This window comes from Streptacidiphilus sp. EB129 (assembly GCF_041262645.1).
Classification (GTDB): Bacteria; Actinomycetota; Actinomycetes; order Streptomycetales; family Streptomycetaceae; genus Streptacidiphilus.
In genome coordinates this window covers 75,218-87,565 of record NZ_JBGCCS010000033.1, presented here as the reverse complement: position 1 = coordinate 87,565, position 12,348 = coordinate 75,218, and the positions used below count along the sequence as shown (strand labels likewise).

Sequence of the window (12,348 nt, the reverse complement as noted above, 5' to 3'; positions counted from 1 at the left end):
ATGCCCAAGGGTCCGCGCCTCGGCTCCCAGCAGCAGACGCCGCTGCCGCTCGTCCAGATGCGGCAGGAGTGCACCGAACTTCGCAGCCAGCGACATATCTATCTCGTCCATACCACAACAACGAACGCCAGCAAGGGAAGCAACGCTTAGTTTTCCCGCAAGCCCTTACTGGTGGGCGGGGAGGGGGACGTAGCCTTCGCGGGCGAGTTTGGGCAGGATGCCGCCGGCCGCGAGGATGTCGAGGACCAGTGCGGGGAGCGCGCCGCCCACCAGGCGGGCGCCGGTGGCGGTGTTCTCGATCCACCCGGCGCCGAAGTCGAGACGGGCGGTGTCGCCGTCCCGGAAGGCGGCGGTGATACCGGGGACGGTGAGCGCGGGCAGGCCGTGGTTGATCGCGTTGCGCAGGAACAGGGAGTTGAACTCCTCGGCGACCAGGGCGGCGACGCCGAGTTCGCGGAAGAGTGCCGCCACCGGACGGGAGGATCCCAGGCCGAAGTTGCGCCCGGCCACCACGATGTCTCCGGGGGCCACCTGGTCGGTCCAGCCGGGGCGCAGCTCGTAGAAGACGTGCCGGGCGGCCTCCGGGATCGGGAGCCTCATGGCGAAGGCCGGGTACATGGCGTCGGTGGTGACCGAGTCGCCCACGACCCAGACGCGGCCGGTGAGTCGGGTGTCCATCAGCTTGTCCATCAGCTCAGGTCTCCTCGCGGGTCGGTGACGCGGCCGGTGAGGGCGGAGGCGGCGACGGTGGCCGGGGAGGCCATGTAGATCTCCGCGTCCGGGCTGCCCATCCGGCCGGTGAAGTTGCGGGTGGAGGAGGTCAGGCAGACCTCGCCGGGGCCGAGCAGCCCCATGTGGTAGCCGAAGCAGGCTCCGCAGGTGGAGTTGGTGACCACCGCGCCGGCGTCGGCCAGGTCCTGCAGGTAGCCGGCCCGCATCGCGTCGCGGTAGACCTGCTGGGAGGCGGGGGTGACCAGCAGCCGGACGCCGGGGGCGACCTTGCGGCCGCGCACGATCGCGGCGGCGATCGCCAGGTCCTCCAGCTGCCCGTTGGCGCAGGAGCCGATGAAGCACTGGTTGACCGGGCGCCTCTCGATCGCCGAGATCGGCAGGGAGTTGCGGCTGACCGTGCCGGGGCGGGCGACGTACGGCTCCAGCGCGGACAGGTCGATACTGCGCACGGCGGCGTAGCGGGCGTCCGGGTCCGGGTCGGCCGCCCGGTAGCCGGCCGGGCCGGCGCCGCGGGCGGCGAGGAAGTCGCGGGCCAGGTCGTCGATCGGGAAGGTGCAGAAGTCGGCGGATATCTCGGCGCCCTGGGTGGCGATGGTTCGCCGGTCGTTCATCGGGATCGAGGCCAGGCCGGGTCCGCAGAACTCGAGGTTGTGGTTGGTCGCGTCGCCCCAGGTACCGGCGATGTGCAGGAAGATGTCCTTGCCGGAGACGGCGGTGGGCTTCGTACCGGTGAACTCGTAGCGGATGGTCGGCGCGATCTGGAACCAGGTCCGGCCGGTGCACAGGATCGAGTAGACCTCGGCCGGGCCGAGCCCTCGGGCGGCGGTGTTGTAGGCACCCGCGGCGCAGGTGTGGGAGTCGGTGCAGGCGAGGATCTCGCCGGGCCGGGCGAGGCCGTTCTCGGCGATGACCTGGTGGCAGATGCCGTGCGCGCCCACGTCGTAGAACTTCTCGACGGCGAAGTCGCGGGCGAAGGCGCGGGCCCTGGTGCCGCCCGCGGCGTCGCTGACGGAGGGAGCGGGGACTGCGTGGTCCATGACGACGGCGACCTTGGCCGGGTCGTTGATCCTGAGCGGCTGGACCCAGCCGGTGGCGAACTGAAGGTCGATCATGACGGTCATGTCGACGTCGCAGACCACCGTGTCACCGGCGACCACCTGCTCGAGGCCCGCCTTGCGCGCGAGGATCTTCTCAATCATGGTCATGCCCATCAGGCACCGTCCTCGGTGTGGTCGCGGTGGCGCTCGCCGATCGCGGACCATGCGCGCAGGCCGACGAGTTCGAAGAGTCCTTGGGGGCCGGGGGTGAGATCGGCGGGCATGGCGCCGCCCAGGCGGGCCAGTGCTTCGAGTCCGTGCAGGACGTAGGGGGCGAGCAGGGCGCCGGGGTGGATCGCGATGCGGTAGCCGAGCGCGGCCAGGGTCCCGGGGGCGGTGTCCGGGGTCAGGCCGCCCTGGACCATGTTGATCAGGAGCGGGGCGTCGACCTGCGCGGCGATCTTCTCGATCTCCCCGATGTCCTGCGGGGCCTCGACGAAGATGACGTCGGCTCCGGCGGCGGCGTAGCATCCCGCGCGGTCGATCGCCTCGTCGAGGCCGAGCGGTCCGCGCGCGTCGGTGCGGGCGATGACGACCAGGTCGTCGTCGGTGCGCGCCTGGAGCGCGGCGTCGAGCCTGTCGGTGAACGCGGCCGCGCTGATGAGCTCCTTGTCGGGCAGGTGGCCGCACTTCTTGGGGAACGCCTGGTCCTCCAGGTGCAGGGCGGCGACGCCGGCTCGTTCGTAGCCGCGCACTGTGCGGGCCACGTTCACGGGCCCGCCGTAGCCGGTGTCCGCGTCGGCGATCAGCGGGACCTCGCCCAGGACGTCGGCCACGATTCGGGCCCGCTCGGTCATCTCGGTCGCGGTGGTCAGCCCGATGTCCGGCAGGCCGAGTCCCGCGACGGAGACGCCCGCGCCGCTGAGGTAGGCCGCGCCGAAGCCGGTTCGCGCCACCAGGTGGGCGGACAGGCCGTCGAAGACGCCGGGCGCGGTGACCAGTCCGCCCTGGGCGAGCAGCGACCGCAGCCGGCGGCCGGGCGTGGATGGACGGTGCTGAGGCTGGATCATGAGGGGGTCCTGTTCGTGGTCGGGTGTCAGTCCAGGGCGCCGCGGGCGGGGGCGGCGAGGAGGTCCACCAAGTGGTGCAGGTCGGCCTGGTGTTCGAGGTCCAGGACGATCCGCTCGATCTCGGCGGAACGGTCGGCGTCGATGACGCGTGCGGTCAGTGCGCGGTACTTCTCGCGGATCTCGCTGTTCGTCAGCGGGTCGTCCGGGCCGCCGTGGGGCTGGTTCAGCGCCCGGGTCAGCACCTCACCGCCGCGCAGGGCGAGGGTGACCCGGGTGTTGTAGCCCGGCTGCTGCCAGCTCGGGTCCTGCGGAGCGTTGACGAGCTGGACCTCGGTGCGGCCGATCAGCCGCCAGACGTCGTCCGAGTCGATCCGCTCGGGGGTGAACTGGTCGGGCCGCACCTGCCCGTCCAGGACTGCGACCGCGGTGGCGAAGGCGATGTTCATCTGCGCGCCGATCGTCGTCAGCGGCCGTTCCGGTTTCCACCAGCCGTGGTGGTGGATCGCCTCGGGGACCTCGATGCGGATCGTCTCGATGTCGTCGGCCGTGAGCGTGCGGCCGGCCGTCAGCGCGAGCGCCGCGTCAATGGCGGGGTGCAGTCCGCCCATCGCCGCGTGGATCTTCACGGTGATCTGCTCGGTGTACCAGGTCTCACCCAGGCCGCGGGTGATCTGGGCGGAGTCGGGGTCGTGGCCCTCGCCGAAGGTGGACAGGAATCCGCCGTACGGGCGTTCGAAGACCCGCTTGATGCCGGTGTACCCGGCCTGGGCCAGGCCTGCGGCGTAGAAGCCGTTGCGGGCGGCGAAGCCGTGGTGCATCCGCTTGGACATGGCTTCGTACTGAGCGGCCATCAGTCCTGCCGACTGGGTCGCGGCCAGGCCGAGTGCGTCCTCGAAGGCGGCCGCGTCGAGCCCGCGCAGCGCGCCGGAGGCGGCGGCCGCAGCGTGGGTGCCGAAGACCGGACCGGAGTGCCAGCCGCGCGAGAGCATCTGCGGGCCGTGCAGCGCCAGGCCCACCCGCGGCCCTGCCTCGAAGCCGAGCACCGCGCCCCGGAGGAACTCCCCGCCTGAGACGGGCCCCAGCTGGGAGGCGGTCGACAGCAGCGCCGGCAGCACCAGGGAGGCGCTGTGCAGCGGCGCTGCCGGGAAGTAGTCGTCCAGCTCGAAGCCCTGGACGAAGGTGCCGTTGAGGACCGCCGCCGCGGGCGCGCTGGTGGTCCGCCCCCATCCGATCAGCGGGACGTCACCTGCGCCCTCCAGCTTCAGCACTGCTTCCACGGCCGTGCGGGACCAGGGCAGTTGGGCTCCGATCAGCGCGCAGGCCAGGCCGTCGAGAACCAGGTGCGCTGCCCGCTCCCGGACCTGGGCGGGGATCTGTTCCAGCGACGTGGCGGCCAGCCAGCCGGCCAGCCGCCCGGTGGGGCCGTCGGGGTCGGTCGGTGGCCGGGTGGCCTGTGGCGTCGGTGCGTGCACCGTGCTCACCTCCAGAGTCATCGGCGTGCGGTCGGAAGCGGGCACGCCGGAGCTGACCCGGATCCCAGGACCGCAGATATTAGAAAATATAACATCTAGTTTCGCGGATGGGCTGGGTAGCATGAGCAGGTGGCACTGAACCGAACCTCTCTCCCGCGCACCGCCGAGGCCGTGGCGCTCGCCGAGCTGCGCGACGCGATCGTCCGTGGCGACCTCGCCCCCGGGGCTCCGATCCGTCAGAGCGCGGCGGCCGCGGAGCTCGGGCTGAGCGTCATCCCGGTGCGCGAGGCACTCAAGACCCTCGCCGGGGAGGGGATCGTCACCTATGTTCCGCAACGCGGCTACACCGTGACCGAGCTCAGCCCGGACAGCGTGGACGGCATCTTCCGGCTTCGCGAACTCCTGGAGGGCGAGGCGGAGCAGGACGCTGCGGCCCGGCTGCGGCCCGAGGACGTCGCCGCGATGCGCGCCGCGCTGAACGACCAGCGTGCCGCCGTCGACGCGGCCGACGTCGCCGGCGTGATCGCCGGCAACCGCCGCTTCCACTTCGCCCTGCTGGAGCGGTGCGACAACGAGTGGCTGCTGCGTTTCGTCCGCCAGCTGTGGGAGGCCCTGGAGCCGCACCGCGCCCTGTCCTACCGGCGCGCGGCCGCCGCCGGTGACACCGACAGGGCCGAGGCGATCCTCGCCGAGCACGAGGCGATCGTCACCGCCTTCGAGCACGACGACGCCCCGGCCGCCCTCCACCTGCTGGCCGAACACCGCCGCGGCGGCAGCGCCGACTTCCACCGGCTCCTCAGCGGGTCCGCCCCGACCGTGTAGGGGCGTGACGGCGGCTTGGGCGACCGAGGGCCTCGCAGCTCAGTCGCTGACATGGAGGCCGGGCCGGCGGCTGTGAGCACCGCCGGCCCCGTCCGGTCCGTCTTCGGCTGCCGGAACCCGCCTCGGTCAGCGGTCGCCGACCGGCACGGGCCGCGGCTGTTCCGCCGGGGCCGTCACAGGTGGGAGGCGGAGCAGGCGGGATGCCCAGCCGGGCAGCCACCAGTTGGCGCTGCCGAACAGTGACACCAGTGCCGGGAGCAGCAGCATCCGGACCACGACCGCGTCCAACAGCACGCCGGCTGCCAGACCGGCCGCGATCTGACGGACCGTGATGTCGTTGGCTGTCGACAGCGAGGCAAGCGCGAAGAACAGGATCAGCGCCGCGCTGGTGACCAACCGTCCGGTGCGCGAAATCCCCTCGACGATGCCGTCACGGGTCGAGCCGCTGCGCTCGTAGCCCTCGCGGACCCGGGAGAGGATGAAGACCTCGTAGTCCATCGAGACGCCGAAGAGGAACCCGAAGATCAGCACCGGCGCGAAGCTGTCCACGGCTCCGTAGGACGTGCTGCCCCACAGTGCCTGCATGCCCAGACCGTGCTGGAAGACCAGGACCAGAATGCCGTAGGAGGCGGCCACCGACAGGGCGTTGAGCAGCACCGCCTTGGCCGGCAGCAGGATCGACTTGAGCCCGCGCGCCAGCAGCAGGAAGGTCACGATCGCGACGATCGCGAAGAGGAGCGGGAACGAGCCGTAGGTCGAGTTGACCTGGTCGATACTCAGCGCGCCCTCGCCGCCGACCAGGGCGCCCCGGGGCACCGTGCCGCGGATGTCCGCGAGGGCCGTGCCGCCCTGGGAACTGCCGACCTCTCCCTTCGGGATCGCGATGACGATGGCGCTGCCGTCCACCCGCCAGTCGCCGGCACTGGAGCTGACCGCGCCGTGCAGGCTGGACACCTGCCCCAGGGAGGTGACGACCGTGGCGGCTTCGGCGCTGTTGGGGACCCAGACGGGCACGGCCGTCAGTGTGCCGCTGGGGAAGCCGTCCGCCTCAAGGGCGTGCAGGCCGTCGGTGTAGCTGCCGCTGGAAGCGAGTGCGCTGCTGGTGGGCTGGGAGATGTTGATGGTGGCCGCGACTCCGGCCAGGCCGCACAGGATGCCCAGGCCGACGACCGCCGCGGCGATCCTGCGCCGGATGATCATGTGGGACCACCTGGTCCAGAACCGGCTGGCGCCGCGCCTGGAGCTGCGGCGCGGCCAGTCGACCTTCGGGCCGATCTTCGACAGCACCACCGGCAGCAGGGTCAGCGCCACCAGGGTCGCGGTGGAGGGGATGAACAGCCCGGAGATGCCGATGCCGCGTACCACCGAGTTGGGGACGACGATCAGCGCGAACAGTCCCAGCGACGCGACGACGCCGGAGAACCAGACCGAGTGGCCCGCACGCTTCATCGCCTCGCGGACCGCCTCGTCATTGGACCGGCCGGCCGCCCGTTCCTCGCGCCAGCGGGTGACGATCAGCAGCGAGTAGTCGATCGACAGTCCGAGGCCGAGCAGCGCCACGATGTACTGCACGGACGGGCCGATCGGCGAGGACGACGGCATGACGTAGGTCAGTCCGTAGATCAGCAACTGCATCGTCAGCACCGAGACCAGCGCCATGATCAGCGGCAGCAGGGCCAGGAACGAGCCGAACACCCAGGCCAGCACCAGCAGCGCGCCGAGCGCGCCGATCAGCAGTTCGCCGAGCACGCTGGAGTTGCCCGAGGTGGTGTTGCCCGCCGCCAGCGCCTTCAGGCTGGTGCCGTGCACGGACAGGTCGGGTGCCGCGGCCTTGGCCGCACCGGTGAGCGCGTCGACGGCGGCGGTGTCCATGTCGTCACCGTCGTGCGGCGGGTAGGCCAGCACGACGGTGCTCGTGCCTCCGGTGCCGACCAGGGTCTGGCTGCCTGTCGTGGCGTAGGACACGGTCCGCAGGGTCGGGGCGGCCTTGGCGATCGCGGTGTCGACGGCCTTGAGCTCCGCCGCGACGCCCGGCGAGTTCACCGTCTGACCGGACGACAGGTTCAGCACCAGCACGCCGGGGTCCGAGGTGACTCCGCCGTACTGCTTCGCGATCTGCACGTCGGCGGTGTAGGCGGCGCCGCTGAGGTGGTTGCCGGGCTTGAGGCGGCCCGACACCGACGGTGCCAGGACGAGACCGACCACCGTGATCACCACCCACAGCAACCCGACAAGCAGTCGGTGTCGGGTCACCCACCTGCTGAGCGTGTCCATGCGGTCCTCCACTGGGTCGAGGTCGGAGATCTTCCTGACTTCGCCCTGGAAGCTACGCGGGGCCACCTTGCGGAACGCTTTCGCCGAGCCCCCGACACCGCTCAGCGCCCTGGGGACGCGATCCCTCCCGACGTCACGGGGCCGGGGTCGGGCAGAGCAGGGTCGCCCGGGCGATGGTGTGACTGTCGATGGTGAAGCCCAGCAGCGCGCCGCTGGTGTCGGCGTTGAGTCCGGTGCTGGGGACGTCGAGTGCGGTCACGGTGATGTAGTAGTCGTGCACTCCCGAGTGGGCGGGCGGGGCGGCGCCGATGTAGCGCGGCATACCGGCGTCCCCGTTGAGCTGGAACGCCCCGGCGGGGAGGTTCTTGCCGCCGGGCGCACCGGCGTCGGCCGGCAGGTTCCTGGTGGAGGCTGGGACATCGGCGACGATCCAGTGCCAGAAGCCGCTCCCCGTCGGTGCCTCGGGGTCGTACATCGAGATGACGAAGCTGCGCGTCCGTGCCGGGAAGCCGGACCAGGACAGTTGCGGCGAGATGTCCTTCCCGCCCGGGACGCCGAAGACGCCGGACCACTGGGCCTTCGGCAGCGGCGACCCGTTGCTCACGGTCCGGCTCCAGAGCCGGAACGAGGGCACCCGGGGCAGGAAGGCGTACGGGTTCGGCCGGTCCCGGTCCACCCGCTCGGCCGCCGTGGCCACGACCGAGGTCGTGGCGGCACGACCGGCGCTCGGCGTGGGCTCTGCGGCGGCGGTGACGGTGAATGCCGCCACGCCACACACGGTCGCTGCGAGGGCGGTCGCCGTCGCGAGACGCCGGATGCTGGTGCGAATCATCTGTTGAATTCCTTCACGAATCGGGTCGGTCAGCGAAGTGTTCGGATCTGCCTGAGGAATGGTCATGCGGTCATACGGCGGAGAAAGAGCGCGGTCTCCGCACGGATGGCAGGCGTGGCGGCGATGACATGGCCGCCCGGGTGTTCCAGGACGACCGGGGAGGCGAACTGGCCGGCGAGAACCCGTGAGTCCGCGATCGGCACGATGCCATCGGAACGGCCCATGATGTGGAGCGACGGCAGGGTGTAGCTCTCACGGGAGGCGTAGAGCCGGGCGTGCTTCGGGGAGTCGCTGCGGAAGCCGCCGACCATGACGGCGAACGCGAAGTCCAGGGCCTTGCGCCCGCCGGTTTCCGCGGCGGGGCTGCGCAGTCCCACCAGCAGCGAGGCGAGCGCGGCTCCCTGACTGAAGCCGAAGACACCGTCGAAGTGCGACTGTTGCTCGAACAGGTCGAACATCCAGTCGCGGGTGCGTTCCCACCCTCGGAACTCATGGTGCCACCATCCGAAATCGCCCTCGGACAGCGACGGCGCGTCCACGTACACGAATTCGACAGCTCCCTCCAGATCGCCGGCCAGAGGTTCCATCTGCTGCCGCAGAATGCGACCGCTCCCGTGGTAGCCGTGGAGGCAGAGCACCCGAAGGCTGCCCATTCCGATCTCCTCACTGATCCGACAGGTGACTGCTGCTTCACTCTGCGCCCCATCCTGCGCGCCTTTCTGTCATAGGTCTAACAAATAGAAGTTCTCATCGTGATAAATTCCATGCATGGCAGTCTCACTGCGTCAACTGGAGTACTTCGTCGCCGTCGTCGACGAGGGATCCTTCACCGCCGCCGCGCAACTGCTCCACGTCACCCAGCCCGGCCTGTCCCACCAGATCCAGGCCCTGGAGCGTGACCTCGGCGGCCCGCTGCTGGAGCGCCTGCCGCGCAGGGTCCGGCTGACCCCGGCCGGCCGTACCGTCCTCCCGCACGCGCGCGCCAGCCTGGCCCACGCCGAGCGGGCTCGCAGCGCGGGCCGACGGGCCAACGGCATCGCCACGGGGGAACTGCAGGTCGGCACCCTCTACTCCATCAGCACCGGGATCCTGCCCCACGCGCTGCGGACCTGGCGCCACGACTACCCCGAACTCCGGGTCCAGCTCGTCGAGTTCCGGCACGGCGACGACCTCGTCGCGGCCATGGAGGCGGGCCACGCCGACCTCGCGGTCGGCCCCACTCCCCCGCAGTGGGACGGCCCCGTCCGTGAGATCGGCGCCGAGGAGTTCGTGATCGCCGCCGCAAGCGAGGCCGACCTTCCGGTCCATGACGGCGTACGGATCAGCCTGTCCGGGCTGGCCACGCGGGAATGGGTCCACTTCAGCCCGCAGAGCGGCCTGTCCGAGATCCTCGACGACGCCTGCCGGGCCGCAGGGTTCACACCGGACGTGGCCGTGCGCGCCGAGCAGGGCCCCACCGCGCTCAACCTCGCCCGGGCCGGACTCGGCCTCGCCCTGGTCCCGGGCAACCTCGTCCCGCCGCACTTCGACGGCCTCCTGCTGCGCCCCGACCCACCCGTACGCCGCCCGCTCTCGGTCTACACCCGGGTCCGCCCCGACCCGATCACCGCCGCCTTCGTCGACGTCATCGCCGAACGCACCCTGGTCACCCCGCCGCACATCAGACGCCGGCTCCGGCTCGGCGACTGAGCCGCTCACCGGCGGCCAGGCAGGTCGGTTCCCGCAGGGGTCCGTCAGTGGACGTGCGGATCGTCACCGGCGACAGCAGGCGTGCGGAGCGACTCGCGCTGCCGCCAGGCACCGGGCGGTTCGCCGTGGTGGCGGCGGAAGGCGGCGGCGAACGCGTAGGGCGAGCCGTAACCGACGCTGCGGGCGATGCTCGTCATGCCGAGCTCGCCGGTGCGCAGGTGGTCACGGGCGAGCGCCATGCGCCAGTCGGTCAGATACTGGATCGGGGTCTGGCCCAGGACATCCGGGGTGTACAGCCCGGAGGTGCCGGAGAGCAGGTGGTGGATGGTCACCTGCTCGGCGATGTCCTTGGCGTAGCCCTTCAGGTGGGCGCCCACCGTGTCCGACAGGCTCAGCTCGCCCCGCTGCGCCAGCTGCAGGATGGCCACCGCGCCGAACGGCTTGCCCGCCGAGCTGAGGCTGGACGCGATACCTTCGTGATTGCGAATCCCCCTCTCCCTGTCGGCCATGCCGTAGCTGCGGGACGGCACCGTCCGGCCCCGGTGCGACAACAGCACCACGCGGAGGTTCGCCGCCAACGCCTCGCACGAACTGCGCACACCGCTGGCGATCTCGAAGACCATCCTCGACGTGGCCCGCGCCGATCCGGACCACGTCACCGGCGAAGTCATCGCCCGCCTCCACACCGTGAACAACCGGGCCATCGACCTCACGGAGGCGCTGCTCCTGCTCAGCCGCGCCGAGCAGCGGTCCTTCAACCGCCGGCCGGTCGACCTCTCCCTGATCGCGGAGGAGGCCACCGAAGCGCTGCTGCCCTTCGCGGACAGGCACGGCATCGCCGTTGAGATCCGAGGCGACATCACCCCCGCGTTCGGATCACCCCCGCTCCTCCTGCAGCTCACCATGAACCTCGTGCAGAACGCGATCGTCCACAATCTGCCGGATCGGGGCAGCGTATGGGTGAGCACCGGCGTCTACCCGGGCGGTGCTGTGCTCACAGTCGAGAACACCGGCGAGCAGGTCACCCCGGGGTCGGCCGCGACGCTCACCGAACCGTTCCAGCGCGGCACCGAGCGCGTTCACGCCGGCCACGCGGGCGTCGGCCTCGGCCTGGCCATCGTCAGGACCATCGCCCAGGCCCACGACGGAACGCTGACCCTCACCCCGCGCGCCGAGGGCGGCCTGCGCGTCACGGTGCGGCTGCCCGCCACGGAACCGCACGCCGGGTGACGGCAGCCTCGGGCCGGTCCGGGGAGGCCCTGGGTCAGAGCGCCGCGTCTGATGGCCGCCCAGGTCCGTCAGACGATGGACGAGTTGCCCAGCCCGTCGAGCCGGTCGATCTCCTCCATGGGATAGGGGGTCTGCCTGCTCTCCAGTTGGAACGTGCGGTAGAAGTCCGTCATCACCGCAGCGAGCGGGGCGTGGCGGGTGAGGATCGCCGCGACCTGCGCCGGGATTCCCTTCGGCCGTTCCCCTTGGGCGCATGCGTGCACGAACGCACTGCGCTCTTCGCCCCGGTAGCCGTACAGGGCGGTGATGAGCCAGATCACCAGATGGGTGACCGAGTAGCAACGGTCATAGCTCTGGTGTTCGGCGAAGAAGTCGGCCTCTTCCTTGGACAGGTCGAACCGGGAGGAGATCGCGAGGCCGTAGTCCGCAAAGAACAGACGCTGACCGTCGGTCAGAATGTTCTGGAAGTGGGCATCGAAGTGCAGGAGACCGCGGGCGTTCATGAACGAGGTCCCGGCCTGCAGTTGCCTCACGACCATGGCGCAGGCCCTCTCGGCCGCCTCGTCACCGGCTTTGACCTGTGCGCCCAGCCAGTCGTGCAGGTTCTGCGGGATGTACTCCAGGAACAGTGCGATGCTCGCCGAGGAATCGCGCACAGCCTCGATCCGGCGGCGCACCTCCGATCCGCCTCCCCAGTAGCTGACAGCCTTGTCCACGTCGGCCAGTTCCTCGGGAAGCGACTGCCCGGGGTGCGGCAGGACCCGCCAGTGGTACATCAGCGGGAAGCCCTCGTAGTCCTGTCCGAGCACCCAGTTCGTCGTCATGGTGTGCACGGCCAGCTCCCTCCAGGCCCCGAAGCCCGGCCCCCCGATGACCCCGACACCGAAATGGGAGAAGGCTGGCAGCCCGAAGAGGTTCGCCGTGGACCGGACGTTCTCCGGCTGCCTTTCCAGATCACTCAGCGGCACCCGCTTGACGAAGACCCGAGTCCCGCCGATGTCCAGCAGCGCCGATGTCCCGCCGATCCCGGAACCCAAAGGCTCAGCCGCATCCACGCGGTCGCGCAGTTCACGATCACTGCACAGGGCCAACGCTGTGGAGACGGCGCTGTGAGCCGCCAGCCGCGCATCGCGCGACAGGTCAACGCTTGCGAACACAGATCCGAACCCCCCTTTCCTTTCCGCTGCACT

General features: G+C 70.8%; 11 protein-coding genes and 1 pseudogene. 3 read left to right on the top strand and 9 right to left on the bottom strand.

Translation table 11 applies throughout. The features are described from left to right. Positions 1 to 165: 165 nt before the first annotated feature. The 4 genes from ABH925_RS30200 to ABH925_RS30185 are packed head-to-tail and all read right to left on the bottom strand — an operon-like array spanning position 166 to position 4,332. Positions 166 to 690, bottom strand: a complete 525-nt coding sequence (locus ABH925_RS30200; RefSeq protein WP_370153040.1) for a 3-isopropylmalate dehydratase — start codon at positions 688 to 690, stop codon at positions 166 to 168. After that, on the bottom strand, positions 690 to 1,937 hold the full coding sequence (locus ABH925_RS30195) for an aconitase/3-isopropylmalate dehydratase large subunit family protein (RefSeq protein ID WP_370153038.1): 1,248 nt from the start codon (positions 1,935 to 1,937) through the stop codon (positions 690 to 692). The genes ABH925_RS30200 and ABH925_RS30195 overlap by 1 nt, the downstream gene beginning before the upstream one ends. 5 nt (positions 1,938 to 1,942) lie before the next feature. Beyond that, a complete protein-coding gene (locus ABH925_RS30190) occupies positions 1,943 to 2,839 on the bottom strand; it encodes an oxaloacetate decarboxylase (protein ID WP_370153036.1) in 897 nt (298 codons plus the stop codon). A 26-nt stretch (positions 2,840 to 2,865) separates the two neighbouring features. Beyond that, positions 2,866 to 4,332, bottom strand: a complete 1,467-nt coding sequence (locus ABH925_RS30185; protein ID WP_370153034.1) for an MmgE/PrpD family protein — start codon at positions 4,330 to 4,332, stop codon at positions 2,866 to 2,868. A gap of 108 nt (positions 4,333 to 4,440) precedes the next feature. Between ABH925_RS30185 and ABH925_RS30180 the strand changes: the two genes are divergently transcribed. Further along, on the top strand, positions 4,441 to 5,133 hold the full coding sequence (locus ABH925_RS30180) for a GntR family transcriptional regulator (protein ID WP_370153032.1): 693 nt from the start codon (positions 4,441 to 4,443) through the stop codon (positions 5,131 to 5,133). Between the two features lie 126 nt (positions 5,134 to 5,259). Here ABH925_RS30180 and ABH925_RS30175 read toward each other — a convergent pair whose 3' ends face one another. From ABH925_RS30175 to ABH925_RS30165, 3 genes are all read right to left on the bottom strand, one after another. After that, positions 5,260 to 7,407, bottom strand: coding sequence for an MMPL family transporter (locus ABH925_RS30175; protein ID WP_370153030.1), 2,148 nt, complete (start codon positions 7,405 to 7,407; stop codon positions 5,260 to 5,262). 133 nt (positions 7,408 to 7,540) lie between these two features. Next, positions 7,541 to 8,239 (bottom strand): YbhB/YbcL family Raf kinase inhibitor-like protein, encoded by a 699-nt coding sequence (locus ABH925_RS30170; protein WP_370153028.1) that lies wholly within the window; start codon positions 8,237 to 8,239, stop codon positions 7,541 to 7,543. A gap of 62 nt (positions 8,240 to 8,301) precedes the next feature. Further along, positions 8,302 to 8,892 (bottom strand): hypothetical protein, encoded by a 591-nt coding sequence (locus ABH925_RS30165; protein ID WP_370153026.1) that lies wholly within the window; start codon positions 8,890 to 8,892, stop codon positions 8,302 to 8,304. 115 nt (positions 8,893 to 9,007) lie between these two features. On the opposite strand from ABH925_RS30165, the gene ABH925_RS30160 reads away from it, so the two are divergent. Beyond that, positions 9,008 to 9,928 (top strand): LysR family transcriptional regulator, encoded by a 921-nt coding sequence (locus ABH925_RS30160; protein ID WP_370153024.1) that lies wholly within the window; start codon positions 9,008 to 9,010, stop codon positions 9,926 to 9,928. Positions 9,929 to 9,972: 44 nt separating this feature from the next. Here the strand turns inward: ABH925_RS30160 and ABH925_RS30155 are convergent, their stop codons facing one another. After that, positions 9,973 to 10,551: a serine hydrolase gene (locus tag ABH925_RS30155; RefSeq protein ID WP_370153022.1), complete on the bottom strand. Its 579-nt coding sequence runs from the start codon at positions 10,549 to 10,551 to the stop codon at positions 9,973 to 9,975. Between ABH925_RS30155 and ABH925_RS30150 the strand changes: the two are divergent. Further along, positions 10,490 to 11,158, top strand: a pseudogene (locus tag ABH925_RS30150) (sensor histidine kinase); the annotation flags it as partial. The gene ABH925_RS30155 and the pseudogene ABH925_RS30150 overlap by 62 nt on opposite strands. A gap of 68 nt (positions 11,159 to 11,226) precedes the next feature. On the opposite strand, the gene ABH925_RS30145 reads toward ABH925_RS30150, so the two are convergent. Next, a complete protein-coding gene (locus ABH925_RS30145) occupies positions 11,227 to 12,297 on the bottom strand; it encodes a protein kinase family protein (RefSeq protein ID WP_370153055.1) in 1,071 nt (356 codons plus the stop codon). Positions 12,298 to 12,348 lie beyond the last annotated feature (51 nt).

Excerpts from the sequence above, each read along its gene's own strand:
- ABH925_RS30170 (WP_370153028.1), bottom strand. The coding sequence starts at position 8,239 with ATGATTCGCACCAGCATCCGGCGTCTCGCGACGGCGACCGCCCTCGCA.
- ABH925_RS30185 (WP_370153034.1), bottom strand. The coding sequence starts at position 4,332 with ATGACTCTGGAGGTGAGCACGGTGCACGCACCGACGCCACAGGCCACC.
- ABH925_RS30165 (WP_370153026.1), bottom strand. The coding sequence starts at position 8,892 with ATGGGCAGCCTTCGGGTGCTCTGCCTCCACGGCTACCACGGGAGCGGT.
- ABH925_RS30160 (WP_370153024.1), top strand. The coding sequence starts at position 9,008 with ATGGCAGTCTCACTGCGTCAACTGGAGTACTTCGTCGCCGTCGTCGAC.
- ABH925_RS30155 (WP_370153022.1), bottom strand. The coding sequence starts at position 10,551 with ATGGTCTTCGAGATCGCCAGCGGTGTGCGCAGTTCGTGCGAGGCGTTG.
- ABH925_RS30190 (WP_370153036.1), bottom strand. The coding sequence starts at position 2,839 with ATGATCCAGCCTCAGCACCGTCCATCCACGCCCGGCCGCCGGCTGCGG.
- ABH925_RS30195 (WP_370153038.1), bottom strand. The coding sequence starts at position 1,937 with ATGACCATGATTGAGAAGATCCTCGCGCGCAAGGCGGGCCTCGAGCAG.
- ABH925_RS30200 (WP_370153040.1), bottom strand. The coding sequence starts at position 690 with ATGGACAAGCTGATGGACACCCGACTCACCGGCCGCGTCTGGGTCGTG.
- ABH925_RS30175 (WP_370153030.1), bottom strand. The coding sequence starts at position 7,407 with ATGGACACGCTCAGCAGGTGGGTGACCCGACACCGACTGCTTGTCGGG.